Source organism: Brevibacillus antibioticus (assembly GCF_005217615.1).
Classification (GTDB): domain Bacteria; phylum Bacillota; class Bacilli; order Brevibacillales; family Brevibacillaceae; genus Brevibacillus; species Brevibacillus antibioticus.
In genome coordinates this window covers 2299809-2314134 of the sequence record NZ_SZNK01000001.1, presented here as the reverse complement: position 1 = coordinate 2314134, position 14326 = coordinate 2299809, and the positions used below count along the sequence as shown (strand labels likewise).

The following is a 14326-nucleotide window of genomic DNA, read 5'->3' as shown; positions in this document are numbered from 1 at the left end:
ACGGAGGGGCGTTTTCCTGTAAGAAGAAAAGGTTTTTCGCAAACGTTTGGCACTTTTGTATTTCCACGGCGTACTAGGTATGATATTATAGCGCTTAAAAGTGATAAAGGACAGCGCCCCGAAAAGAGAACCTTAAGGGCATACAGGCTGCCTGGAGGATGGAGGAAGGATAGAGATGCGTTACTTGACAGCGGGGGAATCCCACGGGCCGCAATTAACAGCTATCATCGAGGGCGTACCGAGCAACTTGCCGATTTCCATTGAGGAAATTAATGAGCAGTTGGCACGTCGTCAGAAAGGCCATGGTCGCGGCAGAAGAATGCAGATTGAAAAAGATCAGGTGAAAATTCTTTCTGGTGTCCGTCATGGATATACAACCGGAGCTCCTATCACACTGGTCGTTGAAAATAATGATTGGACGCATTGGCAAGGAATCATGAGTGCTGAACCTGTAGAGGAAGGCACTGAAGAAAAGCGTCGTGTTTCCCGTCCACGCCCTGGACATGCTGATTTAAACGGGGCTATTAAGTATCATCAACGCGATATGCGCAATATTCTGGAACGTTCCAGCGCGCGTGAGACTACTGTCCGCGTAGCTGTTGGTGCAGTAGCTCGCCAATTGCTGGCTCAATTTGGTATCCGTATTGGCGGACAGGTACTCCAGATCAACGAGATCGTGGCGCAGCGTCAAGAAGTAAGTCTGGACGAGCTGATTGCGCGGACCGAAGAATCGCCAGTACGCTGCTTGGATAAAGAAGCAGAGCCACTGATGATGACGGCGATTGACAAAGCAAAAGAAGACGGGGATTCCCTCGGTGGTACTGTAGAAGTTATCGTTGAAGGCGTGCCAATTGGTTTGGGTAGCCATGTGCAGTGGGACCGCAAGCTGGATGGACGTCTTGCACAAGCAATCATGAGCATTCAGGCTTTCAAAGGTGTTGAAATCGGTATCGGATTCGAGGCAGCCGGTCTGAAAGGCTCGCAAGTTCATGACGAAATTACTTGGAACGAAGAAACTGGCTATAGCCGTAAAACGAATCGTGCAGGTGGACTCGAAGGCGGAATGACGACAGGAATGCCTGTAGTTGTTCGCGGTGTCATGAAGCCGATCCCTACCTTGTACAAGCCGCTGATGAGTGTGGATATTGACTCGAGAGAGCCATTCTCAGCGAGCATTGAGCGTTCCGATAGTTGTGCTGTTCCAGCGGCAAGTGTCGTTGCGGAGGCAGTGGTAGCATGGGAGATCGCGAGCGCCATGTGCGAAAAATTCCCTTCTGATTCTCTTGACGACATGGAAGAAAACGTACGTCAATACCGTGCGTACACGGAGAAATTCTAATGAGCGTGGAGAAGCTGACTGTTGAGCTGGGGGAGCGTTCCTACGAGATTGTGATAGGCGATGGTCTTTTGCACCAGGCAGCAGCGTTGCTAGTAGAGGCAGGAATTGCTTCTACTAGCAAGCTGATGATTGTCACAGATGAGAATGTGGCCGTTCATTACTTGGAGCCTTTGCTCGATGTTCTGCGGCAGAATGGGTATCAGGCCCACTCAGCTGTCATCGCTGCTGGCGAACAATCGAAGAGCCTGGCTGTCTATGAACGATTGATAACTGAGGCAATTGATGCAGGACTGGACAGGAAGTCTGCTGTATTGGCTCTCGGTGGTGGAGTCGTCGGAGACTTGGCTGGATTTGTGGCGGCTACGTACATGCGCGGCATTGATTTCGTTCAAATGCCGACTACTTTGCTCGCACATGATAGCTCGGTTGGCGGAAAAGTAGCCATCAATCATCCACTCGGAAAAAATCTCATTGGGGCTTTCCATCAGCCCAAAGTTGTCATTTACGACACGAAAGCCTTGCATAGCTTACCGAAGCGTGAAGTCGCAGCAGGTTTTGCAGAAGTTGTTAAGCATGGACTTATCGCCGACGCTGCCTTTGTGGATTGGCTGGAAGACAACGCGGATAGGCTATGGCAGCTCGATTCAGAATTATTAGGGAAAGCCATTGAAAAAGGCTGCGCAGTCAAGGCGGCTATTGTTTCGCAAGACGAGACAGAGCAAGGACAGCGTGCATTGCTTAATTTGGGTCATACGTTTGGACATGCGTTTGAAGCGCTGTCTGCTTACTCCACCCTGAATCATGGGGAAGCCATCTCAATTGGGATGTGTTTGGCTGCCAAGGTAGCGGAACGCATTGGTTTTGCCGAGACAGGGGTATACAATCGCACGAAACGGATGCTGGAATTGTTCCACTTGCCAACGGCGTGGCCGGGTAAACTCTCGCCAGAAGCTGTGCTGGAAGCCATGAAAAGAGACAAAAAGACGGTAGGCGGAAAGTTGGCATTGGTGTTGCCTAGGGCAATCGGGCAGGTTGAAGTCGTCAAAAATATAGAAGAAGAACTCATACTGGGCATCATGAGAGAAGAAGTGGAGGGATAGGGATGGGAATGAGAGGAATCAGAGGTGCTGTCACGGTAGAAGCCGATACCCGCGAAGAGATTGTCTCCTCTACAAAATGGTTGTTGGAGGAAATGGTAAGCCGCAATGAAGTAAACCCCGAAGACATTGGCAGCATTATTATCACGACGACAGAGGACCTCTGTGCGACCTTTCCTGCTCAAGCAGCTCGCCTGCTTGAAGGAGAAGCTTGGCAATATGTGCCACTCATGTGCGCAAGAGAAATCCCGGTACCGGGTGGCTTGCCGCTTTGTATTCGTGTCATGATGCATGTGAATACGGACAAGACAGCAAAAGACATTCATCACGTCTTTTTGCGTGATGCAGTCAAGCTGCGCCCGGATTTGACAAATCGCGGTTGACAATTAGGGCGCTCTCTTTTACCATGAGTGAAACGAGAGCGCCTCGTTTTTCCGGTAATAAGCAAAAGCCGGCTGAGAGCTGAGAATGAGTTGAGCAGAGTTGAGATGAGTTAGGTCGAGGAGAGAAGAGAAGGCTGGGTACATATTGACACCCAATCCAGGTCTCTTTATCTGGATTTTTTTGTATACAAAAAATTCTCCCCCCTACCTCTCGCTCTAGGAAGCGGGTGTAGAAAAGCTGGATGTCTGATTCCCTTTTCTCTCCCACTAATTGAGGAGATGAGAGTCCATGTATTTCCCTTCCCTTGCCGAGGTTAAGACCCTCTCGGCGTCGTATTCCCTTATCCCTGTAAGCATGAAAGTGTTGGCGGATCAAGAGACACCGATTCGCTTGTATCAGAAGATTCGAACGAGTGATTCCTTTTTGCTGGAGAGCGTAGAAGGTGGTGCGCGTTGGGCTCGTTTTTCGTTCATTGGCATGAATCCTTTTCAAATCGTAGAAGCAAAAGGGGAAGAAATCACCGTTTCCTATCGTACTGGTGAAAAACTTGTCCAGACAGGAAATCCCGTCTCCTTTTTGCGTGAAGAAACCGATCACTACAAAAGCCCGAAGCTACCCGGGTTACCTCGTCTCAGTGGTGGTGCGGTAGGCTTTTTTGGCTACAATACGCTGCGCTATTTTGAAGATTTGCCAGCGCATCGCAAGGAAGCTGTACGAGTGCCGGATATGCGCTTTTTGTTCGTCGATGAGATGATCGCCTTTGATCATTTGAAGCAGGAAATTCAATTGATTGTGAACCTCCATGTGGAGCAAGGCGACACCGAAGTCACTATTGGCAAAAAATACAGGCAAGTCTGCGAACGAATCGAGGAGCTGGCTGCAAAAGTCATGGCTCCGCTTGAAATGGATCAACGCATTCAAGTAGCAGTAGATACACCAGAGCCATTGACAGTACAGCCAAATATGACGCGTGAGCAATACGAGCAGCTAGTCGTGCAGGCGAAAGAATACATCGCAGCCGGCGATATTTTTCAAGTCGTGTTGTCCCAACGTTTTTCCGTAAAGACGGATGTCGATCCTTTTGCGGTGTACCGATTGCTGCGTACGTTGAATCCTTCCCCGTATATGTACTATCTCGAATACGAGGGCGAGACAGTCGTCGGGACATCACCAGAGCTACTCGTGCGTGTCGAAGATGAAAAAGTAGAGATGCGACCGATTGCAGGAACGCGAAAAAGAGGGGCGACCCCACAAGAAGATGCTGATTTGGCGGCTGATCTTTTGGCAGATAAAAAGGAGAGAGCCGAGCACTACATGCTGCTGGATTTAGGGCGCAACGATGTAGGAAAGGTCTCTGCTTACGGAAGTGTGAAAGTGGAAGAAGCATTGGTAATTGAAAATTATTCCCATGTGATGCATATGGTTTCGCATGTGACCGGCAAGCTTCGTGAGGGATTGCACGCTTTCGATGCTTTGCTGAGTGCTTTTCCGGCTGGTACGGTATCTGGTTCTCCCAAGCTACGGGCGATGGAAATTATTGCGGAGCTCGAGCCTGACGCACGCCATCTGTATGCAGGAGCAATCGGCTACATTTCATTTGATGGTTCACTCGATAGCTGCATCACGATTCGAACGTTGTTCTTTCAGGATGGTTACGCACATGTACAGGCGGGAGCAGGCATCGTAGCGGACTCGGTTCCTGCGAGTGAGTATCAAGAGACGGTGAATAAAGCAGCAGCGATGCTCTCCGCGTTAGAAAAAGCGGAACGGATGTTTGTTAGAAAGGTGGAGTTGTCATGCTAACATACGCGCTGGAACAAATTCTGCTTGGGAAGCACTTAACACGGACGGTTGCAGAGGAGGCCATGGGCGAGATTATGGACGGAAAGGCAACTCCGGCTCAGATTGGTGCATTTTTAGCAAGCCTTCGTTTGAAAGGCGAGCAGGTGGAAGAGATTATCGGTTTTGCCAAAGCCATGAGAGCGCGAGCGATGAGTTTTCCTATCGAACTTCCAGGTCTGGTAGACACTTGTGGAACAGGCGGAGACGGAAGTCATACCTTTAACATTTCGACGGCGAGTGCAGTTGTCGCAGCAGCTGACGGTGTACACATCGCCAAGCACGGGAATCGTGCAGTTTCCAGCAAAAGCGGCAGTGCTGATGTGTTGGAAGCGTTGGGAGTGCCCGTTAATTTATCTCCAAATGACGCTGCAGATTGCCTGCGTGTAACCAATCTCTGCTTCCTGTTCGCTCCCTTGTACCACCAAGCGATGAAGCATGCGGCTGGACCGCGAAAAGAATTAGCGATTCGTACGGTGTTTAATTTACTGGGACCATTGACGAATCCAGCAGGAGCCAGCCATCAGTTGATGGGCGTGTATGATGCCAAGCTGCTTCCGAATGTAGCCGCAGTCTTACACGAGCTCGATGTGAAAAGAGCGCTCGTTGTAGCAGGCTCGGATGGACTGGATGAATTGACTGTCACGGGAACGAGCCATATCGCTGAGTTGCGGGATGGGCGTATTTTGACATATGAAATCGAGCCAGAGCAGTTCGGTCTGCGCAGATATGAGAAGGATGCTTTGCGCGGCGGTGATGCCAATGAGAATGCCAAGATCATTCACGATGTGTTTTCCGGAGTACGTGGGGCGGCACGCGACATCGTTTTGCTGAATGCGGGCGCGATCCTCTACCTCGCAGATCGGGTGAGCTCGATTGAAACTGGGGTAATACGCGCAGCGGAACTGATCGACGGCGGACTGGTCATGCGCAAGCTCGAGCACGTTCGTCACATTGCAGGAGGTATGATTCATGCTTCGTAAAATCGTAGAAAAGAAACGCGAAGAGATCGCACGTCTCTATACAGATACAACAGTTGCAGCATTGCTTTTTGCAACAAAGGAAGTCCACCGTCCACGCGGATTTCGTCACGCATTGGAGACGAGCGTACGGCCTGTAAGCGTGATTGCCGAAGTGAAAAAAGCATCCCCGTCCAAAGGGTTAATCCGACCTGATTTCCAAGCAGTGACCATTGCGAAGGCATATCAGGCCGCTCGCGCAGAATGTTTGTCTGTTTTGACAGACGAGTCCTTTTTCCAAGGGAGCTTGAGCTATCTACGGCAAATTCACGAGGCAATTGATCGCCCGTTACTTAGAAAAGACTTTCTTCTGGATGAAATTCAAGTCGTGGAAGCGAGAGCAGCAGGCGCTGATTGTGTGTTGCTCATTGCTGCCATTCTCGATCGGGAAACGCTTCGCCACCTGAATCAAACTGCCGAGGAGCTGGGCATGGATGTACTGGTTGAGGTCCATGACAAACGCGAATGCGAGCTTGTTTTTCAAGCAATGGAACCGAAATTGCTCGGGATCAACAATCGAAACTTAAATACGTTTCAAACTGACCTAGCCGTTACACATGAGTTGATTGCAGAACTGCCTACGTCATTGACGATCGTGAGCGAAAGTGGGATTTCGACACCAGCGGATATTGAGAATGTACGAGGTGCAGGTGCCCGGGCTGTACTTGTTGGAGAGCATTTCATGCGTCAAACAGACGTAGAGCGCGCAGTTATAGATCTCGTGGGAGAAGCAGCACCGGGGGTGAGTGTATGACTCGTTTGAAAATATGTGGGATCAAGCGAGCGGAAACACTTGCGCTGTTAAAAGAGCTGGAAGTCGATTACGTAGGCCTTGTTTTTGCCCCAAGCAAGCGACAAGTTGATGCCCAAACTGCTGGACAATTGCTTGCAGCCGTTCCGGGCCATCCTCCTGCTGTTGGTGTGTTCGTTAATCCGACGATAGAAGAGCTGGAGGAAGCGCTAAGTGAAGCACCGTTATCTGTGATCCAATTGCATGGACAGGAAACGCCACAATTTTGCCAGCAAGTTCGGGAGCGATTCGCTATTCCTGTATGGAAGGCGTTGGCCGTGGGTGGAGAAGCGGATGCTGCTCAAGCAATTCAATCCTATCGAGGCATTGTCAGTGCCTTTTTGTTTGATACGTATGACCCTAGCCAAGCAGGTGGCACGGGGAAAAAGTTTTCGTGGGAGCAAATCCCTACTTTGAAAGCAGCATGCGAGGAAGCAGATTGCATCATCGCTGGAGGGATTCATGCGGAGAATGTCGGAGAATTAATGGGACAGTATCAAGCAGGGATTGTTGATGTGTCCAGTGGAGTAGAGACAAATGGCGAAAAAGACGCTGAAAAAATAAAAACATTGGTGGAGAGGGTGAAGGCGCATGAAAAACATTCAAACAACTACGCGAGTCGTGCCTGACGAAAACGGACGATTTGGTGCCTTCGGAGGCAAGTTTATTCCAGAAACCTTGATGAATGCGGTGACAGAGCTCGAGATGGCTTTTGAAGAAGCGCGTCGTGACCCGGCATTTGTTCAAGAATTGAATGGACTGCTCAGCGAGTATGCTGGACGCCCAACCCCACTCACCTATGCAGAGCGTTTGACGAAAGCGGTCGGCGGTGCTCAAATCTATTTGAAACGAGAAGATCTCAACCATACAGGCGCACATAAATTGAACAATGCTTTGGGCCAAGCATTGCTTGCCAAGCGCATGGGAAAAAAATCAATTATTGCCGAAACGGGCGCTGGTCAGCACGGAGTGGCAAGTGCAACCGTTGCGGCAAAGCTCGGGCTCTCTTGCACGGTGTTCATGGGGGAAGAAGATATTCGTCGTCAGTCGTTGAATGTTTTTCGGATGAAGCTGCTTGGAGCAGAAGTCATCCCTGCGGTATCCGGCTCACGTACACTTAAGGATGCGACAAACGAAGCCATTCGCCATTGGGTTTCCCATGTCGATGAAACGTTTTATGTCATCGGATCTGTCGTTGGCCCACACCCGTACCCCTACATGGTACGCGAATTCCAAAAAATTATTGGAGAAGAGACTCGTAGTCAAGTCCTGCAAATGCTCAGAAGACTTCCAGACGAGGTCGTTGCTTGCGTCGGTGGAGGCAGTAATGCGATTGGTATGTTTTATCCGTTCATTCAGGATGAATCTGTCGCGCTGAGAGGGGTAGAAGCCGCAGGAAAAGGAATCGATACCGAAAAGCATGCGGCAACACTCACACTTGGACGCCCGGGAGTCATCCACGGTTCCTTGACCTACTTGTTGCAGGATGAATGCGGACAGGTGCAAGAAGCGCATTCGATTTCGGCTGGCCTGGATTATCCAGGAGTTGGACCTGAGCACGCTTATCTTAAAGACAGCGGACGAGTGACCTATACATCAGTAACGGATGCGGAAGCACTCGACGCAGTACAAGTGCTTTGCCAAACGGAAGGCATCATTCCAGCGTTGGAGAGCGCACATGCCATAGCTGAAGCGATCAAACGTGCGAAAGAGATGTCCTCTGACAAAATATTAGTAATTTGTTTGTCCGGTCGAGGCGACAAGGACGTACTGACTATTCAAGAAGCGCTGACAGCAGAAGGGGGAGAGTAATCATGACGACAGCTCTTAATCGAATCGATCAATTATTCGCTGATCGTGATCGCAAACGATTCATCCCGTTTCTAACGGTAGGCGATCCTTCGATAGAAGCGACTTTTCATCTCGTAAAAGCGATGGTTGAAGCGGGCGCTGATCTCATCGAGCTCGGCATCCCTTACTCCGATCCTTTGGCAGATGGCCCAACGATTCAACGGGCTTCAGAGCGCGCACTGAAAAATGGCGTGACGATCGGGGATGCTTTACAATTGGTCAAAAGGCTACGCGAATCAGGTATGGAGGCTTCCGTCGTCCTGTTCTCCTACTTCAATCCGGTTTTGCAATATGGCATCGAGCGCTTTTTTGCCGATCTCGCTGCCTATGGTGCAGACGGAGTTGTCATTCCTGATTTGCCGATTGAGGAAAACGGTCGAGCAGTAACCGCAGCAAAACAGAATGGCATTCATGTCATTTCGCTGGTGGCACCAACTTCCAGTTCCAGAATCAATACGATCGGCGCCCAAGCAACCGGATTTCTTTATTGTGTATCGTCGCTCGGTGTGACGGGTGCCCGCGTGGACCTGCGAGAGGATTTGGCAGATTTTCTGGAACGAGTAAAGGCCAGCACATCGGTTCCTACTGCGGTAGGCTTCGGAATATCCACGCCGGAACAGGTACGAGCAGTTGCACCCCATACGGATGGTGTCATTGTGGGAAGTGCCATTGTACAGCAAATCGAGGAGCATGCTGAACAATTGAAAGACCCCAAACAGATGCCAGAAGCTGTAGAAAAAATAAAAACGTTTGTACATCAGTTAGCCAGTGCGCTACAATAATGGGAAAAATGTGACTGGAGTGAACGTGGATGCAACCGAAACAACGCATACTCAATGCCCCGGTATATCAACCTGGCAAGCCGATTGATGACGTGAAACGTGAATTTGGTTTGACTGAAGTCATCAAGCTGGCGTCCAACGAAAATCCTTTTGGTTCCTCACCGAAGGCGAAAGCTGCCATTGTGGAACAGTTGGACAATTTGGCCCTTTATCCAGACGGTGCAAGCCTTAATTTACGTTGGGATCTTGCAGACTTCCTCGGAGTCAAACCAGGCCAATTGTTTTTCGGCAACGGGTCTGATGAAATTTTGTTGATGATCTCTCGTGCTTTTTTGGGCGAAGGAACAAACGCAGTCATGGCGACGCAAACGTTCTCGCAATATCGTTCAAATGGGATTATTGAAGGAGCAGGCTTGATTGAGGTGCCGTTGAAAGATGGCGTTCACGATCTCGAAGCGATGGCAGCTGCCATCAACGAACAAACAAAGGTCGTATGGGTATGTAACCCGAACAATCCGTCCGGCACGATTGTAACAACATCCGAGTTGGAAGCTTTTATGAAAAAGGTTCCAAAAAATGTGCTCGTCGTTTTGGATGAGGCTTACTATGAGTATGTGGTGGATCCAGAATATCCACAAACAGTACCGATGCTCGCTGAGTATCCGAACCTGATTATTTTGCGTACGTTCTCCAAAATCTATGGCCTGGCTGCTCTTCGTATCGGCTACGGGGTCGCGACAGAGGAGCTGATTTCCTCTTTGGAGCACGTGCGTGAGCCGTTCAATACAGGTACACTTGGCCAAGTAGCAGCACGTGCGGCATTAAAAGACCAGGATTTTGTGAAAACATGCCGCGATCGTAACCGTGAAGGCATGAAGCAGTTTACCGATTCCTTTGACGAGTGGGGGCTTTCCTACTATCCATCTCAGACCAACTTTATCTTGGTTGATTTGAAAAAGGATTCCGATGAGGTATTCAAAAAGCTGCTTTCTCAAGGCATCATCGTTCGCTCTGGTAATGCGCTAGGCTTCCCGGGTTTTCAACGTATTACCATCGGGACCAAAGAGCAAAATGACAAGATTCTTTCTGTCTTAAAAGAAATCGTGACTGGAGCATTGAAATAAAAGGACGAAGATGCCGGGCATACCTCGGCATCTTTGTCTAAGAGAGATATAAGGAAGGATAGCGAGTGGAGATGAAAAAAACCACCATTACTGTAATCGGCGTCGGGTTGATTGGCGGCTCAATCGCGCTGTCAATGCGACGCGATCCAAATATTCGGGTAGTCGGTTACGATTTACGTCAGGATTGTTTGGATAAAGCACTGACTCTAGGTGTCATTCATGCTGGCACAACTGATTTGCAGACAGCAGTTCGAGAAGCGAATGTCATTTTCCTCGCATCACCTGTAGAGCAAATCGTTACAACTATTCGCTCGTTAGTGGAAATGGAGCTGCAGCCCGGTGTGATCATTACGGATGTTGGCAGTACAAAAGCAGGCATTGTCAGACAAGCGGTGGATGTCATTCCCGATCATGTTACGTTTATTGGTGGACATCCGATGGCGGGCTCGCACAAATCCGGCGTGGAAGCTGCTTCTGACCGTCTGATGGAAAACGCCTACTATGTTTTGACACCAGCGCCGGGAACATCTCTAGAAAAAGTAAAGCAATTGTCTGAACTACTTACACTCACTCGTGCAAAAGTCGTGCAAATGGACGCGGCTTCGCATGATCAGGTCGTGGGTGCGGTTAGTCATTTCCCGCACATCCTCGCTTCTGCTCTGGTCAATCTGGTGGCAGGGTACGACGAGGAAAATGCTTGGCATGCAACGCTTGCTGCTGGTGGCTTCCGTGATATTACGCGCATTGCATCGAGCAACCCTCAGATGTGGCGTGACATTTTACTGCAAAACCGTGATCCGATCCTCAAAATCGCAAAAGATTGGGCAAACGCATTGGAAGATGTCGTTCACCTTGTAGAACAGGGAGATCCAGAAGGAATCGAGCATTTCTTCAAAACGGCACGAGAATTCCGCGACAGCTTGCCTGAGCGCAAAACGGGTGCATTGCCTCCTTTGAACGATTTGTATATCGATATCCCGGACAACCCTGGCGAAATCGGACGAATTACGACACTATTGGGAGCACGACAAATAAACATCACGAATCTCCAAATCAGAGAGACACGAGAAGACATTTATGGGGTGCTACGCATTACGTTCCATTCGCAACAAGAGTTGGAAAAGGGAGAGGAAGTTCTTCGCTTTTTCGATTACAATGTATACAAGCGCACATAAGTTTTTTTATGCAAACACACTTTACAACGCAGACGCTTCACAGTGCGACTGGTGATCTGGGAGAGCGTGAGAGAGAAAAGGAGTGGAAAAAATGCTACGCGTACAACAAGCCAAACAAATCAAAGGTACCGTTCGTGTGCCAGGAGATAAATCCATTTCCCACCGTGCAGTTATGTTTGGTGCTCTAGCAGAAGGAACCACAACCATTGAAGGCTTTTTGCCGGGTGCCGATTGCTTGAGCACGATTAGTTGCTTTCGTCGGATGGGGATCCAGATTGAACAAAAAGAAGATGCCGTAACCGTACAAGGAAAAGGTTGGTACGGCTTGCAGGAACCATCTCAACATTTGGATGTAGGGAACTCCGGTACGACCATTCGCTTAATGGCAGGGATCATGGCGACACAGCCTTTCCATGTGGTGATGGAAGGCGATGAATCCATTGCCAAAAGACCAATGCGTCGTGTGATCGGACCACTCCGTGAAATGGGCGCCAAAATCGATGGGAGAAAAGACGGTGAATACACACCGCTATCTATTCGAGGCGGGGGGCTTCAAGGGATCGCGTATCAATCCCCAGTTGCAAGTGCACAGGTGAAGTCAGCGATTATGCTGGCAGGTTTGCAGGCAAAAGGCGTGACGAGTGTAACAGAGCCGCATTTATCCCGCGATCATACGGAGCGTATGCTGCAAGCATTTGGTGTACAAGTCGTGCGTGATGGCTTGACCGTTTCAGTAGAGGGCGGACAAAAGCTGCAGGGACGTGCCATTTCTGTTCCTGGTGACATTTCTTCCGCTGCCTTTTTGATTGCAGCTGTAATGGTCGTACCAGGCAGCTCTCTTCTCATTGAAAATGTCGGAATCAACCCAAGCCGTACGGGCATCATTGATGTTGTCAAGGCGATGGGGGGAAGCCTGGAGCTTTTGAATGAGCGAGTCGTAAATGAAGAGCCGGTTGCAGACCTCCTCGTGACGCATTCGGAGCTGCACGGTATTGAAATTGCCGGAGATATCATTCCACGTCTGATTGACGAAATTCCGGTAATTGCGGTCATGGCAACGCAGGCCAAAGGACAAACCGTGATTCGTGATGCTGAAGAGCTGAAAGTCAAGGAGACGGACCGTATTGCCACGGTGGTTAGTCAACTGTCCAAATTCGGTGCTCAGGTGACACCTACAGAGGATGGCATGATCATTGAAGGAAAAACAGAATTAACAGGGGCTGTCATTGATAGCATGGGGGATCACCGAATCGGCATGGCCATGGCAATCGCAGGCCTCGTTGCCGAGGGTGAGACGACAATCGAGAATGATGATGCGATTGATGTATCGTTCCCTGGCTTCCATGACCTGCTTGTGAAGATCAGCCATTAATGAAACAATGAATGAAGTCTGTGCCTGTAGAGGGTAGCAGGCTTCTTTTTTGTGCGAAGACAAAGCGTTCCGAATTTTAGCAAAAATGCTTTGACAAGCGCTTACATTCCGTTTATTATAAAACTACAGTATGGTTTCTCTCCACTCCTATCCAATATAAGAAAGCACGTGTGTGCTACCGTCGTTTGAATGCGCTTACATCAACGGCGGTCTTTTTTTGTTTAAAAAGCGGTTTAGCACTAAGTAGTACTTTTCCTCCTTTCTGTGCATATGCTCGTACAAGGGTAGTGTGTGCAAGAGAAGTGGGAGGGGGACGAGCTATGTTGGAGAGAGGGATGGTCATACGCGGGGGAACAATTGTCACAGCACGAGGAATGAAAGAAGCAGATATTTGGATCCGTCATGGGAAAATTGTACGAATTGCAAAAGATACCTTGACGAAAAACCCCTTCAACGAGTTGTATGAAGAAATAGATGCTACCGGTATGTATCTTTTACCCGGTTTTGTCGCACTCCCGACACATTCCTTGTATAAAATCAAAGATGTAGATATTTATATAGAAGCCATGAGAAATCTCATCAGCTCAGGATGTACAAGCCTGGTGGACGTCTTCCGGCCAGAGCGGTGGATGAGCAGACCGCAAATTCACTATCAACAAACCCGGCATTTCAACAGTTTGTTGGATTATGTTTGGCATGTGGAAATTGATATCGCGGATCTTCACGGTGACCGCCTAGCCGAGTGGATTACCGATGGCTATTCTTCGTTTCATGTCACGATTCGAAATCCAGAAGAAATTTCCACAATAAAATGGGAAACGCTTTTGCAACTTCATTCGTCTAAACATACGATCCTGCACATGCAGGTACAAAATGACCCGTTTTTGAAAAAAGAACAACGGGAACTCATTCGTCACATTTGGCTGGAGGCTACTCGTTATTGGCGGTTGCGTACTGTCATATCAGATTCTCAAGCGGCCTTTCATTTTGAAGAAAATGACCCGTACCTGCATATCTTTCGTTTGCCCACTGAAGTGACGGAACAAGGTCTCCGTCAATTACATCGTCAATGGTTTACGAGCTGGCAAGTAGCGTCTCCAATTCACGATGTTCGGATTGATACACGAAAGAGCTGGTGTACGCCTGAAGAATTGCTTTGCTTGCTAGTCAGGCTCACTTCGACAAATGTTGCAAAAGCAATTGGACTGTATCCGCGAAAAGGAAGCTTGACAACTGGCGCAGACGCTGATATCGTTTTCCTGAAAAAGGAAAACTGGTTGACAAAGTATGATCTTTCCACTATTCTCAATTTTAGTGAAAAGCATCTTCCAACATCTGTTATGTCGAACGGTAAATGGATTTATCGAAATATGCGATTTACCCCTTTGATTGGTATGGGTAAGTGTTTATTCGACACGAAGCCCTACGCTTATGTTATATAACCCCAGTTTGGGGGTTTTTTCGTGAATGGTTTTCAGAAGACAGACGAGAAAAAGAATCGTAAGGTCGCGCAACTTTTTACATCCCCAGCAGTCTAATTATGCAAAAGGCCGC

The 14326-nt window shown here is 48.9% G+C and carries 13 protein-coding genes; all 13 read left to right on the top strand.

Features of this window, described 5'->3' with window-relative positions:
* The first annotated feature begins 175 nt into the window (after positions 1 to 175).
* The 13 genes from aroC (at position 176) to E8L90_RS10365 (ending at position 14214) form a co-directional block, all read left to right on the top strand.
* Complete coding sequence (gene aroC, locus E8L90_RS10425; protein ID WP_137029330.1) at positions 176 to 1339, top strand: chorismate synthase; 1164 nt, start codon at positions 176 to 178, stop codon at positions 1337 to 1339.
* Entirely contained in the window at positions 1339 to 2439 is a 1101-nt protein-coding gene (aroB, locus tag E8L90_RS10420; RefSeq protein ID WP_137029329.1) for a 3-dehydroquinate synthase, read from the top strand. The genes aroC and aroB overlap by 1 nt, the downstream gene beginning before the upstream one ends.
* Positions 2440 to 2441: 2 nt before the next feature.
* Positions 2442 to 2819, top strand: a complete 378-nt coding sequence (gene aroH / locus E8L90_RS10415; protein ID WP_007716569.1) for a chorismate mutase — start codon at positions 2442 to 2444, stop codon at positions 2817 to 2819.
* Positions 2820 to 3108: 289 nt separating this feature from the next.
* Positions 3109 to 4623 (top strand): anthranilate synthase component I, encoded by a 1515-nt coding sequence (gene trpE / locus E8L90_RS10410; protein WP_137029328.1) that lies wholly within the window; start codon positions 3109 to 3111, stop codon positions 4621 to 4623.
* Positions 4617 to 5642, top strand: coding sequence for an anthranilate phosphoribosyltransferase (trpD, locus tag E8L90_RS10405; RefSeq protein WP_137029327.1), 1026 nt, complete (start codon positions 4617 to 4619; stop codon positions 5640 to 5642). Before trpE ends, trpD begins: the two co-directional genes overlap by 7 nt.
* Positions 5632 to 6432 (top strand): indole-3-glycerol phosphate synthase TrpC, encoded by an 801-nt coding sequence (trpC, locus tag E8L90_RS10400; protein WP_137029326.1) that lies wholly within the window; start codon positions 5632 to 5634, stop codon positions 6430 to 6432. The genes trpD and trpC overlap by 11 nt, the downstream gene beginning before the upstream one ends.
* The gene (locus E8L90_RS10395) at positions 6429 to 7097 is read left to right on the top strand and encodes a phosphoribosylanthranilate isomerase (RefSeq protein ID WP_137029325.1); all 669 of its coding nucleotides are present in this window, start codon (positions 6429 to 6431) and stop codon (positions 7095 to 7097) included. The genes trpC and E8L90_RS10395 overlap by 4 nt, the downstream gene beginning before the upstream one ends.
* Positions 7060 to 8280 carry a tryptophan synthase subunit beta gene (trpB, locus tag E8L90_RS10390; RefSeq protein WP_137029324.1) on the top strand — a complete coding sequence of 407 codons (1221 nt, stop codon included), beginning with the start codon at positions 7060 to 7062 and terminating at the stop codon, positions 8278 to 8280. Before E8L90_RS10395 ends, trpB begins: the two co-directional genes overlap by 38 nt.
* 2 nt (positions 8281 to 8282) lie before the next feature.
* Positions 8283 to 9101, top strand: a complete 819-nt coding sequence (trpA, locus tag E8L90_RS10385) for a tryptophan synthase subunit alpha (protein ID WP_137029323.1) — start codon at positions 8283 to 8285, stop codon at positions 9099 to 9101.
* A 29-nt stretch (positions 9102 to 9130) separates the two neighbouring features.
* A complete protein-coding gene (gene hisC, locus E8L90_RS10380) occupies positions 9131 to 10225 on the top strand; it encodes a histidinol-phosphate transaminase (RefSeq protein WP_137029322.1) in 1095 nt (364 codons plus the stop codon).
* 71 nt (positions 10226 to 10296) lie between these two features.
* A complete protein-coding gene (locus tag E8L90_RS10375; protein ID WP_137033385.1) occupies positions 10297 to 11400 on the top strand; it encodes a prephenate dehydrogenase in 1104 nt (367 codons plus the stop codon).
* Positions 11401 to 11491: 91 nt separating this feature from the next.
* Positions 11492 to 12772 carry a 3-phosphoshikimate 1-carboxyvinyltransferase gene (gene aroA, locus E8L90_RS10370; protein WP_137029321.1) on the top strand — a complete coding sequence of 427 codons (1281 nt, stop codon included), beginning with the start codon at positions 11492 to 11494 and terminating at the stop codon, positions 12770 to 12772.
* Between the two features lie 320 nt (positions 12773 to 13092).
* Positions 13093 to 14214: an amidohydrolase family protein gene (locus tag E8L90_RS10365; protein WP_137029320.1), complete on the top strand. Its 1122-nt coding sequence runs from the start codon at positions 13093 to 13095 to the stop codon at positions 14212 to 14214.
* Positions 14215 to 14326: the final 112 nt, after the last annotated feature.